Source organism: Flavobacterium sp. ACAM 123 (assembly GCF_000264055.1).
Taxonomy (GTDB): Bacteria; Bacteroidota; Bacteroidia; order Flavobacteriales; family Flavobacteriaceae; genus Flavobacterium.
In genome coordinates this window covers 1-16,708 of record NZ_AJXL01000083.1, presented here as the reverse complement: position 1 = coordinate 16,708, position 16,708 = coordinate 1, and the positions used below count along the sequence as shown (strand labels likewise).

The window sequence follows — 16,708 nt, the reverse complement described above, 5'->3', positions numbered from 1 at the left end:
AAAAGAGTCAATATAGCTATTGGCTCTTTTTTTGTGTAAAGATATTAGTCTTACGGCAAAATAAATTCTGTTTTGGTATAGCAGTGTGATTTGCCGGCACACCACGATAAGCGAATCATGCTTTAAGGATCCAATTGATATATTGGTTTACTTTATTGTGCTTTAATAATTTGGTTGTTAGTATTGCATCAAGTACATCAATTAAAGATGGAGAAAATATAGAAACGGCAGTAATGGAGATAATGAAAATTTGATAAAACAGCGTTTTTTTGTTAGTAAATAACTCGTGTTACTTTTATCAAGCCTTCTGAAAAAAAATAAAATTAAAGTTTAATAACCCTTTTATACACAAAACATAAAAGGCAACTAATTGCTATCTTGCTATAATAAATATATTTAGTTGGTTAACGTTTCTTAGTTTTGATTTTGACCTTTTTTATGGAGTTATTTCGATAATGGTATTGAAGGTCTGTCTGCAAAAAAAAACAGATGTTTTACTTTTTGAAAAAAGAGCGTCTATTGGAATGACGTTGTAATTCTTAAGTCATTTAAAAGAACATAATTTGGCGTTTAACTCTGTAAAAGTATAAAGGCGTTCGTAAGTTTTAAGTTCTTTTAGAGGATGAATGGCATTTTTTTTATAATTAAGTAGTTTGGATTAGTATTTTTAGACAATTCATACCTTTTAATTCAAAATGTTTTCTACTTTTGCACACTTAACGAAAGGAGGTGTCAATATTATGTTAATTATACCAATTAAAGAAGGAGAAAATATCGATAGAGCATTAAAGCGCTATAAAAGAAAGTTTGATAAAACAAAAACTGTTCGTCAGTTAAGAGCGCGTACTGCGTTTATTAAGCCGTCTGTGAAGAATAGAATTAAAGTGCAAAAAGCAGCTTATATTCAAAACATGAGAGACAACTTAGAAAACTAAGTAGTTTCTTTTATTACAATAAATGCCGTTAGTCCTTAAAGTTTTTTAACTTTGAAGGCTAACGGTTTATTTATTTTATATGGTTAGCACAATAGATGCGTTCCGTGATTATTTACAAAAGGAGAAAAAGTATTCTCCACATACTGTAAGCGCTTATTTGAATGATATACTGGGCTTCCAGTCATTTAATAAAGCGCATTTCGATCAAGAGAATATAGACGAAGTAAACTATAGTCAAATTAGAAGTTGGATCGTTTCACTCGTAGACGGGGATATGTCGAATGTTTCGGTTAATAGAAAGGTAGCTTCCTTAAAAGCGCTTTATAAGTTTCTATTAAAAACAAAACAAATACAAGTCAATCCCCTATTGAAGCATAAGGCATTAAAAACGGCTAAGGCGCTTCAAATTCCGTTTTCGGAGAAGGAAATGGCTGAAGTGATTGGAGGACTGCAAGTTCCTGTAGGTTTTGAAGAAGTCAGAAACAAATTAATAATTGACTTATTGTACACAACTGGAATACGTCGAACAGAGTTGATTCATTTAAAAAGGAGTGATATTGATTTATCAAGTAATACAATAAAGGTCCTTGGTAAAAGGAATAAAGAAAGAATTCTTCCGGTTTTGCCTGTTACAGCTGTGCAGTTTTCTTTATATGTTAACGAAAGGTCGCTGGTTGAAAACATTCAAGATTCTGGTTGTTTCTTTATTACAAAAAAAGGGTTAAAATTAAATGATTCTTTTGTGTATCGGTTAATAAATACTTACTTTAGTGCTGTCTCCGAAAAGGTAAAAAAGAGTCCGCATATTTTACGCCATACGTTTGCGACTCATTTGTTAAATAACGGAGCCGATTTAAATTCAGTGAAAGAATTGTTAGGGCATTCTAGTTTGGCTTCAACACAAATTTACACACACAGTAGCTTGGCAGAGCTTAAAAAAGTGTATGAAGAGGCGCACCCAAGAAATAAGTAACAGTTCGAAAAATGTTTAACCATTAAAAAATTGATTATGAAGGTAAATGTTCACGCAGTTAACTTTGCTGTTGACGGAAAATTAGTAGGTTTTGTTCAAGAGAGAATGGATAAGTTAGAGAAGTATTATGACAAGGTCGTTTGTTCCGATGTCTACTTAAAAGTGGAGAAGACAAGTGATAAGGAAAACAAGGTAGTTGAAATAAAAATGAATGTCCCTGGAGATGATTTTATGGTTAAAAAACAATGTAAAACATTTGAAGAAGCCATTGAGTTATCGGCAGTATCGTTGGAGAGATTGTTGGTAAAAAGGAAAGAAAAAATGAGAACACATATTTAATAGAAAACTTTTTTTAAAAAATGTTTTGATTGAGAGATAAAATCTCTACATTTGCAGTCCGTTAGAAATAGCGGACTTTTTTTATTTATAATGCCAGTGTAGCTCAGTTGGCTAGAGCAGCTGATTTGTAATCAGCAGGTCGTGGGTTCGAGTCCCTCCACCGGCTCTTTTTGAAATAATGGTACAGAATAATGGTTAAGGGGGAGATACTCAAGCGGCCAACGAGGGCAGACTGTAAATCTGCTGTGTAAACTTCGCAGGTTCGAATCCTGCTCTCCCCACAATTTTAGGTTTGAAAATCTAAAGCTAAAAACTCTGCCGATGTAGCTCAGGGGTAGAGTGCTTCCTTGGTAAGGAAGAGGTCTCGGGTTCAATTCCCGACATTGGCTCAAGTAAGTAGGAGATTGAAATTAAATATATAAATAGATTAAAAATTAAGTAAAATGGCAAAAGAAACCTTTAACCGTAACAAGCCCCACTTAAACATTGGTACAATTGGGCACGTGGATCACGGAAAAACTACATTAACTGCAGCGATAACTAAAGTGTTATCTGATGCAGGTTACTGTCAAGCAAAATCATTTGATCAAATTGATAATGCTCCAGAAGAAAAAGAAAGAGGTATTACAATTAATACATCACACGTTGAGTATGAAACTGCTAATCGTCATTACGCTCACGTTGACTGTCCAGGTCACGCGGATTACGTAAAGAACATGGTTACAGGAGCTGCTCAAATGGATGGTGCTATTCTTGTTGTAGCTGCTACAGATGGACCAATGCCACAAACACGTGAGCACATCCTATTAGGTCGCCAAGTTGGTATTCCTAGAATGGTTGTATTCATGAATAAAGTGGATATGGTTGATGATGAGGAGTTACTTGAACTCGTTGAGATGGAAATCAGAGACTTGTTATCTTTCTACGAATATGATGGAGATAATGGACCGGTTATTCAAGGATCTGCTTTAGGTGGATTGAATAATGATCCAGCTTGGGTACCGAAAATTCTTGAATTGATGGAAGCTGTTGATGCTTGGATCGAAGAGCCAGTTAGAGATGTTGCAAAACCTTTCTTGATGCCTGTTGAGGATGTATTCTCAATCACTGGTCGTGGAACTGTTGCTACAGGTCGTATCGAAACAGGAGTTGCTAATACAGGAGATCCAGTTGAAATCATTGGTATGGGAGCTGAAAAATTAACTTCTACTATTACAGGAGTTGAGATGTTCCGTAAAATCCTTGATAGAGGAGAAGCTGGAGATAATGTAGGTATTCTTTTAAGAGGTATTCAAAAAGAAGACATCAAAAGAGGAATGGTTATTTGTAAGCCAGGTTCAGTTAAGCCACACGCTACATTTAAAGCGGAGGTTTATATCTTGAAAAAAGAAGAAGGTGGTCGTCATACACCATTCCATAATAATTATCGTCCACAGTTTTACGTACGTACAACTGACGTAACAGGGATCATTACTTTGCCAGAAGGTGTAGAAATGGTTATGCCTGGGGATAACTTAACTATTGATGTTGTATTGCTTAGTGCAATCGCATTAAGTGTTGGTTTACGTTTTGCTATCCGTGAAGGTGGTAGAACAGTAGGTGCAGGTCAGGTAACTGAGATTGTAGCATAATCCTATAAATAATTTTAAAATCAGTGTCGTTTTTTAAGGGACACTGGTTTTTAATAAACGGGCGTAGTTCAAGGGTAGAATAGCGGTCTCCAAAACCGTTGATGGGGGTTCGAATCCCTCCGCCCGTGCAAAAAAATATATCATAATGGCAAAAATAGTTAATTACATATCAGAATCATTTGAGGAATTAAAGTCAAATATGACTTGGCCAGAGTGGCCTGAAGTACAACGTCTAACGATTGTTGTGGCTATTTTTTCTGTATTATTCGCTTTGGCAACATGGGGAGTAGATGAATTTTTTGCATCAGCATTAGCTGGATTTTTTAATTGGATAAAAGCCTAAATTTCGTTATGACTGATAGTAATCTAAAAAAGTGGTATGTTGTTCGTGCGGTAAGTGGGCAGGAGAATAAGGTGAAAGCTTACATAGAAAACGAAATCTCTAGATTAGAGATGGGGGACTATGTTTCTCAAGTACTAGTTCCGACGGAAAAAGTAGTAACTGTAAAGGATGGGAAGAAATTGATCAAGGATAAAGTATATTTTCCTGGTTACGTCATGATTGAAGCAAATCTGATTGGTGAGATACCTCATATTATTAAAGGTATAACAAGTGTTATTGGTTTTTTAGGTGAAATTAAAGGCGGCGAGCCAGTACCGTTAAGACTTTCAGAAGTAAATAGAATGTTAGGTAAGGTAGATGAGTTGGCAGTAAATGCAGATACTCGTTCTATTCCGTTCAACTTAGGTGAGACCATAAAGGTTATTGATGGGCCTTTTAATGGTTTTAATGGTACGGTTGAAAAAATTAATGAAGAGAAGCGTAAACTAGAAGTTATGGTGAAAATTTTCGGAAGAAAGACACCATTAGAGTTAGGGTTTATGCAGGTTGAAAAAGTATAATATTTTGTTACATATAATATCCATTGCAATCGCTTCCTATTGGTTGTAGTGTTAAATTTTTTAAAAAATGGCTAAAGAAATTAGTAAAGTAGTTAAACTACAAGTTAAGGGAGGTGCTGCGAATCCATCGCCACCGGTTGGACCTGCTTTAGGAGCTGCTGGTGTAAACATCATGGAGTTCTGTAAGCAATTCAATGCGAGAACTCAAGATAAAGCCGGCAAAATATGCCCAGTACAAATTACTGTGTATAAAGACAAATCGTTTGAATTTGTTGTTAAAACTCCGCCTGCAGCTGTTCAGTTAATGGAAGCTGCGAAGCTAAAATCTGGTTCTGGTGAGCCTAATCGTAAAAAAGTAGCTAGTGTTACTTGGGAACAAATTAGAGCTATTGCTGAAGACAAGATGCCCGACTTAAATGCATTCACTTTAGAGTCTGCAATGAGTATGGTTGTTGGAACAGCTAAATCTATGGGTATAACTGTATCAGGAGACGCTCCTTTTTAATTAAAAGAAAGACATGGCAAAATTGACAAAAAAGCAAAAAGAGGCTGCTTCAAAAATTGATAAAAACAGAATGTACTCTTTGAAAGATGCTGCGGCATTATTAAAAGATGTTGCATCTGCAAAATTTGACGAGTCTGTTGATATCGCAGTACGTTTGGGTGTAGATCCAAGGAAAGCGAATCAAATGGTAAGAGGTGTGGTAACATTGCCTCATGGAACTGGTAAAGATGTTAAAGTATTGGCATTGGTTACTCCGGATAAAGAAGCGGAAGCTATTGCTGCTGGGGCAGACTATGTAGGTCTTGACGAGTATTTACAAAAAATTAAAGATGGTTGGACGGATGTTGATGTTATTATCACCATGCCAAGCGTTATGGGTAAATTAGGTCCCTTAGGTCGTATTTTAGGACCTAGAGGTTTAATGCCAAACCCTAAAACAGGTACTGTAACTATGGATGTTGCAAAAGCTGTTGCAGAGGTTAAAGCTGGTAAAATCGATTTCAAAGTTGATAAAACTGGTATCGTACATGCAGGAATTGGTAAAGTTTCTTTTGGAGCTGAACAAATTGTTGACAATGCACACGAAATTATTCAAACATTAATCAAACTTAAGCCAACTGCTGCTAAAGGGGTATATATCAAAAGTATCTACCTAACAAGCACTATGAGTCCTGCTATTGCATTAGACCCAAAAGCAGTATAATTGGTAGTTAATAATTTTTAGTATGACTAGAGAAGAAAAATCAATCGCGATTGAAGATTTAACTGCACAGTTAGCCGAGGCAAATATTGTTTACGTAGCAGATATTTCTGGGTTAAATGCAGATATTACTTCAAAATTGAGAAGGGCCTGTTTTAAGGCGGGTATTAAATTAGAGGTTATAAAGAACACGTTGCTTGTTAAGGCAATGGAGGCTTCTGCAAATGATTACGGTGAATTACCAACAGTACTGACTGGTAATAGCGCTATATTTATTTCAGACGTTGCAAATGGACCAGGTAAGATAATTAAAGATTTTCGTAAGAAATCGGCTAAGCCGGTTTTGAAAGGAGCTTATATCAATGCTGAAGTTTATATTGGAGATGATCAATTAGATGCACTGGCAACTATTAAATCTAGGGAAGAACTTATCGGTGAACTTATTGGATTGCTTCAGGCGCCTGCACAGAGAGTTATTTCGGCACTTCAAAACCAATTCGCTAACGAAGACGTTGCTGAAACAGAGGCATAATATAGAGAGAGGAAGACTCGATTTATGTTATTTACAATGCGCACAATAAACAAAATATAATTTTACAAAACATTTTAAAACGATAGAAAAAATGGCAGATTTGAAACAATTCGCGGAACAATTAGTTAATTTAACTGTAAAAGAAGTTAACGAATTAGCAACAATATTGAAAGACGAGTACGGAATTGAACCAGCTGCTGCAACTGTAGTAGTATCGGGTGGTGGTGATGGTGCTGCTGAAGAAGTTCAAACAGAATTTACAGTTGTATTGAAAGAAGCTGGTGCTTCTAAGTTAGCAGTTGTGAAGATGGTGAAAGAACTTACAGGTTTAGGTTTGAAAGAAGCTAAGGATGTAGTTGATAGCGCTCCAAGTAACGTTAAAGAAGGTGTAACTAAAGATGAGGCAGAAGCTTTGAAGAAATCTTTAGAAGAAGCTGGAGCTGTTGTTGAGCTTAAATAGTTAAACACAGTTTAGGAATTAGGTTTAGGTCTTGGATGTACATCCAAAGGCCTAAACCATTTTTCGTATAACAAAAGTCTGTCCTGCTTATTGTATTATAAGCTACGTTAGCAAATCCATTTTACCCATTACGAGGAAAAAAAATTAACAGATAATAAGAAAGTAGTTATCCTAAATTGGTTTTTAAAGATGTTATGGTTGTGAAATAAATGTATAAAGAAAAATATTTATACAAAAAAAATTACTTTTTTAATCAAAATTTTGTCCATTGATGATAACAAATCAGACCGAAAGATTGAATTTTGCCTCTACAAAAAACATCCCGAACTATCCAGATTTTCTAGATGTTCAGGTTAAATCTTTTCAAGATTTTTTTCAGTTAGAAACTAAATCTGATGAAAGAGGCAATGAAGGACTTTATAACACCTTCATGGAAAATTTTCCAATTACAGATACAAGAAATAACTTTGTATTGGAATTCCTTGACTATTTCGTGGATCCACCGCGTTATACAATTCAAGAGTGTATAGAAAGAGGTCTAACTCATAGTGTACCTTTAAAAGCAAGGTTAAAACTATATTGTACAGATCCTGAGCACGAAGATTTTGAAACTATTGTTCAAGATGTATATCTTGGGACAATTCCTTATATGACACCTAGCGGTACCTTTGTAATAAATGGTGCTGAACGTGTTGTAGTCTCTCAGCTACATAGATCACCAGGAGTATTCTTTGGTCAGTCTTTTCATGCTAATGGGACAAAATTATATTCTGCCAGAGTAATTCCTTTCAAAGGTTCTTGGATAGAATTTTCTACAGATATTAATAGTGTAATGTACGCTTATATCGACAGAAAGAAAAAGTTACCTGTTACAACTTTATTCCGTGCAATTGGTTTTGAAAGAGACAAGGATATCCTTGAGATTTTTGACCTTGCTGAGGAAATTAAGGTTTCTAAAACTGGACTTAAAAAGTATATTGGTAGAAAATTAGCTGCTCGTGTATTAAATACATGGCATGAAGATTTCGTTGATGAAGATACTGGTGAAGTAGTTTCTATCGAACGTAACGAAATAATCCTTGATAGAGATACCATTATTGATAAAGATAATGTAGAGGAAATCATTGATTCTAACGTTAAATCTATTTTGTTGCACAAGGAAGATGCTAATCAAGCTGATTATGCTATTATCCATAATACGTTACAAAAAGATCCAACAAATTCTGAAAAAGAAGCTGTTGAGCACATTTATAGACAATTGCGTAATGCAGAACCGCCTGATGAAGAAACTGCTCGTGGTATTATAGATAAATTATTCTTCTCAGACCAACGTTATAACTTAGGTGAAGTAGGTCGTTATAGAATGAATAAAAAACTTGGTCTTGATATCCCAATGGAAAAGCAAGTGCTTACCAAAGAAGATATTATTACTATTGTAAAATATTTGATTGAATTAATAAATGCGAAAGCAGATATAGATGATATTGATCACTTATCAAACCGTCGTGTAAGAACAGTTGGAGAACAATTGTCTCAACAATTCGGTGTTGGTTTAGCGCGTATGGCGAGAACTATTAGAGAGCGTATGAACGTTCGAGATAATGAGGTGTTTACACCAATAGATTTGATTAATGCGAAAACATTATCGTCTGTTATTAACTCATTCTTTGGAACAAACCAATTGTCTCAGTTTATGGATCAAACGAATCCACTTGCTGAGATTACGCACAAAAGAAGATTATCTGCGTTAGGCCCAGGTGGACTTTCGAGAGAGAGAGCTGGTTTTGAAGTTCGTGATGTTCACTATACGCACTATGGACGTTTGTGTCCAATTGAAACGCCAGAGGGACCAAACATTGGTTTGATATCTTCTCTTGGAGTTTATGCTAAAGTGAACGGAATGGGTTTTATTGAAACACCTTACCGTAAAGTAACTAATGGAGTTGTGGATTTAGTGTCAACGCCAATTTACTTAAGTGCTGAAGAGGAAGAAGGAATGTTGATTTCTCAAGCAAATATTCAGATGGACAATTCTGGAAAAATTACTGCCGAAAACGTAATTGCACGTCAAGAAGGTGATTTCCCTGTAATTGACCCTGTAAATGTTGATTACGCAGATGTTGCACCAAATCAAATTGCTTCAATTTCTGCATCTTTAATTCCTTTCTTGGAACATGATGATGCGAATAGAGCTTTGATGGGATCTAACATGATGCGTCAAGCTGTACCATTAATTCGTCCTGAGGCACCAATTGTTGGAACTGGTTTAGAGCGTCAAGTAGCTTCAGATTCTAGAGTTTTAATTAACGCAGAAGGGGATGGAGTTATAGAATATGTTGATGCAAACATCATTACTATTAAATATGATCGTTCGGAAGAAGAAAGAATGGTTAGTTTTGATTCTGATGAGAAAACATATAATCTAATTAAATTCAGAAAAACCAATCAAGGTACAAGTATCAATCTTAAACCTATTGTAAGAAGAGGGGATAGAGTAGTTCTTGGTCAAGTATTGTCAGAAGGATATGCAACCGAAAATGGTGAACTAGCTTTAGGTAGAAACCTTAAAGTTGCGTTCATGCCTTGGAAGGGATACAACTTTGAGGATGCGATTGTTATTTCTGAAAAAGTGGTTCGTGACGACATTTTTACCTCTATCCACGTGGATGATTATTCATTAGAAGTTAGAGATACTAAATTAGGTAACGAAGAATTGACAAATGATATACCAAACGTTTCTGAAGAAGCTACTAAAGATTTAGATGAGAATGGTATGATTAGAATTGGAGCCGAGGTAAAACCTGGTGATATTCTTATCGGAAAAATTACGCCAAAAGGGGAATCAGATCCTACTCCAGAAGAGAAATTGCTCCGTGCAATCTTCGGGGACAAAGCAGGTGATGTAAAAGATGCTTCATTAAAAGCGTCTCCATCTCTACATGGTGTAGTTCTTGACAAAAAACTGTTTGCAAGAGCGGTAAAAGACAAACGTAAACGTACACAAGACAAGGATGCTCTAGGAGCACTTGAAATGGAATACGAAGTGAAGTTTGTTGAATTAAAAGACAAGTTAGTAGAAAAGCTTTTCTTGATCGTTAATGGGAAAACTTCTCAGGGTGTAATGAATGATTTGGGTGAAGAAGTTTTACCAAAAGGTAAAAAATATACTCAAAAAATGCTTTACGCTGTTGAAGATTTTGCCCACTTAAGCAAAGGTCAATGGGTTGCGGATGACTCAACTAATAAAATGGTGAATGAATTAATTCATAACTATAAAATTAAGTTGAATGATTTACAAGGCGCATTAAGAAGAGAAAAGTTTACAATTTCTGTTGGGGATGAATTGCCAGCTGGAATTTTGAAATTAGCTAAAGTATATATTGCCAAAAAACGTAAGTTGAAAGTTGGGGATAAAATGGCAGGACGTCACGGAAACAAAGGTATTGTTGCTCGTATTGTTCGTCATGAAGATATGCCTTTCCTTGAAGACGGAACGCCAGTTGATATTGTGTTGAACCCGTTAGGTGTGCCTTCCCGTATGAACATTGGTCAAATTTATGAAACTGTTTTAGGTTGGGCTGGACAAAAGTTGGGTAGAAAATATGCTACTCCAATATTTGATGGTGCTTCACTAGACCAAATCAATGAATTGACTGACGAAGCTGGAATACCACGTTTTGGACATACCTACCTTTATGATGGTGGAACAGGAGAGCGTTTTCATCAAGCAGCAACTGTTGGTGTAATTTATATGTTGAAGTTAGGACATATGGTTGATGATAAGATGCACGCGCGTTCAATTGGTCCATACTCATTAATTACACAACAACCTCTTGGTGGTAAAGCACAATTTGGTGGACAACGTTTTGGAGAGATGGAAGTTTGGGCGCTTGAGGCTTATGGAGCATCAAGTACACTTAGAGAAATCTTGACTGTGAAGTCTGATGATGTGATTGGTAGAGCTAAAACTTACGAAGCAATCGTAAAAGGAGAATCAATGCCAGAACCAGGCTTACCTGAATCATTTAATGTATTGATGCATGAACTGAAAGGTCTTGGTCTTGACATTAGATTAGAAGAATAAATAAGTTTAGTAGTTGTCAGTTTTCGGATAGTGATATCTGGAAACTGATTACTCATTTTTAAAAGTTTTTAGGATTTGTACCCGTAACCCGTTCCGATTTTTTATGCAAACTATAATAGTTTCATAGATAGCGCTTTAAGTATTTTTTTAAAGTTTAGAGAAGTAATCCGAGGTATTAGAGTAATGATATAACTCTTTACTTAAGCCATTGGCTAGATAGGTAAAAGTGAAACATTAGTCTACAATCAATTTTCAATTGCTAATAAATCAATAGTAAAAACTATGATGAATAATAGAAATAACAATAATAATAAAGATAAGAATCCTGTAAAAAGATTCAATAAAATATCTATTGGTTTAGCTTCTCCTGAATCTATCTTGAAAGAATCAAGAGGTGAGGTTTTAAAGCCAGAAACCATCAACTACCGTACGCACAAGCCTGAGCGTGACGGTCTTTTCTGTGAAAGAATTTTTGGACCAGTAAAAGATTTTGAATGTGCTTGTGGTAAATACAAGAGAATTCGCTACAAAGGAATCATTTGTGACCGTTGTGGTGTTGAAGTTACAGAGAAAAAAGTACGTAGAGACAGAGTAGGACACATCAATCTTGTTGTGCCAATTGCTCATATCTGGTATTTCCGTTCCCTTCCAAATAAGATTGGATACATACTTGGTCTTCCATCTAAGAAATTAGATATGATTATTTACTACGAAAGATACGTAGTAATCCAAGCTGGTATTGCAGTTAATGGCGAAGGAGAATCAGTAAAGAGATTAGATTTCTTAACAGAAGAAGAATATCTTAATATTTTAGATACACTTCCTGCAGACAATCAATATCTTGACGATTTTGATCCAAATAAGTTTGTTGCCAAAATGGGAGCAGAGTGTATCATGGACTTATTGGCAAGAATTGATCTTGATGAATTATCATACCAATTAAGACATAATGCTAACACTGAAACGTCTAAACAACGTAAGACAGAAGCATTAAAAAGATTACAAGTTGTTGAATCGTTCCGTGAGTCTAACTTGAACCGTGAGAATCGTCCTGAGTGGATGATTATGAAAGTTGTACCAGTTATTCCACCAGAATTACGTCCACTTGTGCCACTTGATGGAGGTCGTTTTGCAACTTCAGATTTAAATGATTTATACCGTCGTGTAATTATCCGTAATAACCGTTTGAAAAGATTAATGGAGATTAAAGCTCCAGAAGTTATCTTAAGAAACGAAAAGCGTATGTTGCAAGAATCGGTAGATTCATTATTTGATAATACACGTAAAGCTTCTGCTGTAAAAACAGAATCAAACAGACCCTTAAAATCATTATCTGATTCCCTAAAAGGTAAGCAAGGACGTTTCCGTCAAAACTTACTTGGAAAACGTGTAGATTATTCTGCTCGTTCGGTAATTGTTGTTGGACCTGAATTGAAATTGTTCGAATGTGGTATTCCTAAAGATATGGCAGCTGAATTATACAAACCTTTCGTTATCCGTAAATTGATAGAAAGAGGAATTGTAAAAACAGTGAAATCAGCGAAGAAAATAATAGACAAAAAAGAACCTGTAGTTTGGGATATCCTTGAAAATGTAATTAAAGGACACCCAATATTGCTGAATCGTGCTCCTACTTTGCACAGATTAGGTATACAAGCATTCCAACCAAAATTAATTGAAGGAAAAGCAATCCAATTGCACCCTTTAGTTTGTACCGCATTTAATGCGGATTTTGATGGAGATCAAATGGCGGTACATTTACCATTAGGACCAGAAGCTATTCTTGAAGCGCAACTATTAATGTTGGCTTCTCATAACATTCTGAATCCTGCAAATGGTGCGCCAATTACAGTACCTTCTCAGGATATGGTTTTGGGTCTATATTATATGACCAAAGAGCGTTTGTCTACTCCAGAACACAAAATTTTAGGTGAAGGAATTGTTTTCTACTCTGCCGAAGAAGTAAATATTGCTTTAAACGAAGGAAGATTAGAATTGAATGCTCGTGTGAAAATTAGAGCAAAAGATTTTAATGAAGCTGGAGAGTTAGTATATAAAATTATTCAAACTACTGCTGGACGTGTTATCTTTAATGAGGTAGTACCGGAAGCAGCTGGATACATCAATGATGTATTGACTAAGAAAAACCTTAGAGATATTATTGGTCACGTATTAAACGCGACTAGTGTACCTGAAACGGCAGCTTTCTTAGATAATATGAAAGACATGGGATACAAATTTGCCTTTAAAGGTGGATTGTCATTCTCATTAGGTGATATTAGAATTCCAGATCAAAAACCACAATTAATTGCAGATGCTAGAACACAAGTTGAAGGTATTTCTGTAAACTATAATATGGGTCTTATTACCAATAACGAACGTTACAACCAAGTTATTGATGTATGGACTTCTGCCAATGCTCAATTGACAGAACTAGCAATGAAAAACATTAGAGAAGACCAACAAGGTTTCAACTCCGTGTACATGATGCTTGATTCTGGAGCAAGGGGTTCCAAAGAACAAATTCGTCAGTTAACTGGTATGCGTGGTTTGATGGCTAAGCCTAAAAAATCGACTGCTGGTGGTGGTGAAATTATTGAAAATCCAATTCTTTCTAACTTTAAAGAAGGTCTTTCGATCCTTGAGTACTTTATTTCTACTCACGGTGCGCGTAAAGGTCTTGCGGATACTGCCTTGAAAACGGCGGATGCAGGTTATTTAACAAGAAGACTGCATGATGTTTCTCAAGATGTTATTGTTAACATTGAAGACTGTGGAACATTAAGAGGTGTTGAAGTATCAGCATTGAAAAAGAATGAAGAAATTGTTGAAACCTTAGGAGAAAGAATCTTAGGACGTGTTGCATTGCAGGACGTAATAAATCCTTTAACTAACGAGGTTTTAGTACAATCTGGACAACAAATCACTGAGGTTATCATGAAAACAATTGACGCTTCTCCAATCGAGAAAGTGGAAGTGCGTTCGCCTCTTGTTTGTGAAGCGTTAAAAGGTATTTGTGCTAAATGTTACGGTAGAAACTTAGCGACTGGTAAGATGACGCAAAGAGGTGAAGCAGTAGGAGTTATTGCAGCACAATCTATTGGTGAGCCAGGAACACAATTGACATTACGTACTTTCCACGTTGGAGGGGTAGCGGGTGGTATTTCTGAGGAATCAAGTATCATTACAAAATTCAAGGGTAAACTTGAAATTGAAGATATAAAAACTGTTAAAGGAGAAGATAACGAGGGTAATGCTGTTGATATCGTTGTTTCGCGTTCTACTGAATTGAAACTAATTGACGAGAAAACTGGAATTCTCTTAAATACACATAATATTCCTTATGGTTCAAGTATTTTTGTGAAAGATGGTCAATCCGTTGATAAAGGAGAAGTAATCTGTAAATGGGATCCATATAACGGAGTTATTGTTTCGGAATTTACCGGTAAAATTGCTTACGAAGAGTTAGAGCAAGGTCAATCTTTCATGGTTGAAATTGATGAGCAAACTGGTTTCCAAGAAAAAGTAATTTCTGAGTCAAGAGCTAAAAAATTAATTCCTACTTTATTAGTTTATGGTAAGGATGGTGAGTTGATACGTTCTTATAACTTACCTGTTGGTGCCCACTTGATGGTTGAAAACGGTGAGAAAATTAAAGCAGGTAAAGTATTGGTTAAAATTCCACGTCGTTCTTCTAAATCAGGAGATATTACAGGAGGTTTACCAAGAATTACCGAATTGCTTGAAGCGCGTAACCCTTCAAACCCTGCTGTAGTTTCAGAAATTGATGGTGTTGTTTCTTTTGGAAAAATTAAAAGAGGTAACCGTGAGATCATTATCGAATCTAAGTTTGGTGATGTTAGAAAGTATCTAGTTAAACTATCAAGTCAAATTCTTGTTCAAGAGAATGACTTTGTTAGAGCTGGTGTACCATTGTCTGATGGAGCAATTACTCCAGAAGATATTTTGAGAATTAAAGGACCTGCTGCTGTTCAACAGTACTTGGTAAATGAAATTCAAGAAGTATACCGTCTACAAGGGGTGAAAATTAACGATAAGCACTTTGAGGTAGTAATACGTCAAATGATGCGTAAAGTTAGAGTTCAAGATCCAGGTGATACTTTATTCTTAGAAGATCAATTAATTCATACAAAAGATTTTATCTTTCAAAATGATAAATTATATGGTATGAAAGTGGTTGAGGATGCTGGTGATTCAGCTAACCTGAAAGAAGGTCAGATCGTTTCTCCTAGAGAACTTCGTGATGAAAACTCATTACTGAAACGTAACGATAAAAATATTGTTGTAGCTCGTGAGGTTATCACTGCGACTGGTACTCCTGTTTTACAAGGTATCACAAGAGCATCGCTACAAACAAAATCATTTATCTCTGCGGCTTCTTTCCAAGAGACAACTAAAGTATTAAACGAAGCTGCCGTTGCAGGTAAGATTGATTACTTAGAAGGATTGAAAGAAAATGTAATTGTAGGACATAGAATTCCTGCAGGAACAGGTATGAGAGAATATGATCACACTATCGTTGGTTCAAAAGAAGATTATAATGATATGATGGCAAATAAAGAGGAATATATATATTAAAACTAAGATATGAGTAATTCTAATCAACAACAAGAGCAGATTAACATTGAATTGGATGAAAAAATAGCGGAAGGAATTTATTCTAACTTAGCTATTATCAATCATTCGTCATCAGAGTTTGTTCTCGATTTTGTAAGTATCATGCCTGGTATTCCTAAGGCCAAAGTGAAATCAAGAATAGTCTTGACACCGCAGCATGCCAAAAGATTATTGAAGGCAATTGGAGAAAACATTCACCGTTTTGAACAAGCCCATGGCGAAATTAAAGACAGCGAACAACCTCCGATACCTCTAAATTTTGGTCCAGCAGGACAAGCATAATTTCATATAAAAAGGCTCCAGAAATGGGGCCTTTTTTAGTACTGTATTGTTTTTTTTATGCTGATATGAGAAGAGAAGTAATTGATTTGTGCTCTGTTTTAATGGGATAGCGAGAGAATGTATGCCTCTGTGCTGTAGTGGGTGTTTCTGTAGCTAAACGAATATAATGGTTGTTTATCGGAAATATTTTAGAAAGAGGTATTGATACAGTAATTTTGGCACAGAATTAAAAACACGTAGTGTTTTTCTCCAAACCAAAGTTTCTTATGAACAAATCTTCTGTACCTAATGACTCTATAAAAAGAGGAAATATTTTCTTACTATTTATTTTTATGTTGGTTTGTAATGTTTCTATGTTTAGCCAAAGTAAAGAAAGTGATGTAGTTGTGTCTGCTATAAATGAAAGAGCGGTTAACGAGGTAGGACAAGACAATAAAGCAGCTACAAACGTTGAATTTGTTCTTTGGTTCATGGGTTCTAAACAAAATCCAAATAGTACTATTTCAAATGATGGAATAAACACAAAGAAGCAAATTATGACTTCTGGATTAGCACCTAATCGTCTTTTGATTAAAGCTTTTTTAAAGAAAGCCGTTAATTTTGAAAGTGCAATAGCTTAAAGTGAATTTAAAAGCAAATATCTATAACCACAAAAAAAAAAAAAACGACTATTTTAATTAGTTACGTTTTTATTACTACTAGTAATTTAAGTAAAATAACTATTAC

14 protein-coding genes and 4 tRNA genes are annotated in these 16,708 nt (G+C 35.4%); all 18 read left to right on the top strand.

Annotated elements, in window-relative coordinates:
* Nucleotides 1-740: 740 nt before the first annotated feature.
* The 18 genes from rpsU (at nt 741) to A3SG_RS0113680 (ending at nt 16,602) form a co-directional block, all read left to right on the top strand.
* Nucleotides 741-935: a 30S ribosomal protein S21 gene (rpsU, locus tag A3SG_RS0113765; protein WP_029596819.1), complete on the top strand. Its 195-nt coding sequence runs from the start codon at nt 741-743 to the stop codon at nt 933-935.
* A gap of 79 nt (nt 936-1,014) precedes the next feature.
* Nucleotides 1,015-1,908, top strand: a complete 894-nt coding sequence (locus A3SG_RS0113760) for a tyrosine-type recombinase/integrase (RefSeq protein WP_016990590.1) — start codon at nt 1,015-1,017, stop codon at nt 1,906-1,908.
* Between the two features lie 36 nt (nt 1,909-1,944).
* The gene (gene hpf, locus A3SG_RS0113755; protein WP_016990589.1) at nt 1,945-2,247 is read left to right on the top strand and encodes a ribosome hibernation-promoting factor, HPF/YfiA family; all 303 of its coding nucleotides are present in this window, start codon (nt 1,945-1,947) and stop codon (nt 2,245-2,247) included.
* 92 nt (nt 2,248-2,339) lie between these two features.
* Nucleotides 2,340-2,413 (top strand) — tRNA-Thr (locus tag A3SG_RS0113750).
* A 34-nt stretch (nt 2,414-2,447) separates the two neighbouring features.
* Nucleotides 2,448-2,528 (top strand) — tRNA-Tyr (locus tag A3SG_RS0113745).
* A gap of 36 nt (nt 2,529-2,564) precedes the next feature.
* Nucleotides 2,565-2,636: transfer RNA gene (locus A3SG_RS0113740), tRNA-Thr, on the top strand.
* 54 nt (nt 2,637-2,690) lie between these two features.
* A complete protein-coding gene (gene tuf, locus A3SG_RS0113735; protein ID WP_016990588.1) occupies nt 2,691-3,878 on the top strand; it encodes an elongation factor Tu in 1,188 nt (395 codons plus the stop codon).
* 57 nt (nt 3,879-3,935) lie between these two features.
* Nucleotides 3,936-4,006, top strand: a tRNA-Trp gene (locus tag A3SG_RS0113730).
* A 17-nt stretch (nt 4,007-4,023) separates the two neighbouring features.
* Complete coding sequence (gene secE, locus A3SG_RS0113725) at nt 4,024-4,221, top strand: preprotein translocase subunit SecE (RefSeq protein WP_029596818.1); 198 nt, start codon at nt 4,024-4,026, stop codon at nt 4,219-4,221.
* A gap of 8 nt (nt 4,222-4,229) precedes the next feature.
* Nucleotides 4,230-4,781, top strand: a complete 552-nt coding sequence (nusG, locus tag A3SG_RS0113720) for a transcription termination/antitermination protein NusG (RefSeq protein ID WP_029596817.1) — start codon at nt 4,230-4,232, stop codon at nt 4,779-4,781.
* A 67-nt stretch (nt 4,782-4,848) separates the two neighbouring features.
* A complete protein-coding gene (rplK, locus tag A3SG_RS0113715) occupies nt 4,849-5,286 on the top strand; it encodes a 50S ribosomal protein L11 (RefSeq protein ID WP_016990586.1) in 438 nt (145 codons plus the stop codon).
* A gap of 13 nt (nt 5,287-5,299) precedes the next feature.
* Nucleotides 5,300-5,989, top strand: a complete 690-nt coding sequence (gene rplA / locus A3SG_RS0113710) for a 50S ribosomal protein L1 (RefSeq protein WP_016990585.1) — start codon at nt 5,300-5,302, stop codon at nt 5,987-5,989.
* Between the two features lie 22 nt (nt 5,990-6,011).
* Nucleotides 6,012-6,518, top strand: coding sequence for a 50S ribosomal protein L10 (gene rplJ / locus A3SG_RS0113705; RefSeq protein WP_016990584.1), 507 nt, complete (start codon nt 6,012-6,014; stop codon nt 6,516-6,518).
* Nucleotides 6,519-6,609: 91 nt separating this feature from the next.
* Nucleotides 6,610-6,978 (top strand): 50S ribosomal protein L7/L12, encoded by a 369-nt coding sequence (gene rplL / locus A3SG_RS0113700; protein WP_016990583.1) that lies wholly within the window; start codon nt 6,610-6,612, stop codon nt 6,976-6,978.
* A gap of 271 nt (nt 6,979-7,249) precedes the next feature.
* Nucleotides 7,250-11,062, top strand: coding sequence for a DNA-directed RNA polymerase subunit beta (gene rpoB / locus A3SG_RS0113695; RefSeq protein ID WP_016990582.1), 3,813 nt, complete (start codon nt 7,250-7,252; stop codon nt 11,060-11,062).
* Between the two features lie 282 nt (nt 11,063-11,344).
* Nucleotides 11,345-15,661 carry a DNA-directed RNA polymerase subunit beta' gene (rpoC, locus tag A3SG_RS0113690; RefSeq protein WP_016990581.1) on the top strand — a complete coding sequence of 1,439 codons (4,317 nt, stop codon included), beginning with the start codon at nt 11,345-11,347 and terminating at the stop codon, nt 15,659-15,661.
* Nucleotides 15,662-15,670: 9 nt separating this feature from the next.
* A complete protein-coding gene (locus A3SG_RS0113685) occupies nt 15,671-15,982 on the top strand; it encodes a DUF3467 domain-containing protein (RefSeq protein WP_016990580.1) in 312 nt (103 codons plus the stop codon).
* Nucleotides 15,983-16,248: 266 nt separating this feature from the next.
* Nucleotides 16,249-16,602, top strand: a complete 354-nt coding sequence (locus tag A3SG_RS0113680) for a hypothetical protein (RefSeq protein WP_016990579.1) — start codon at nt 16,249-16,251, stop codon at nt 16,600-16,602.
* Nucleotides 16,603-16,708 lie beyond the last annotated feature (106 nt).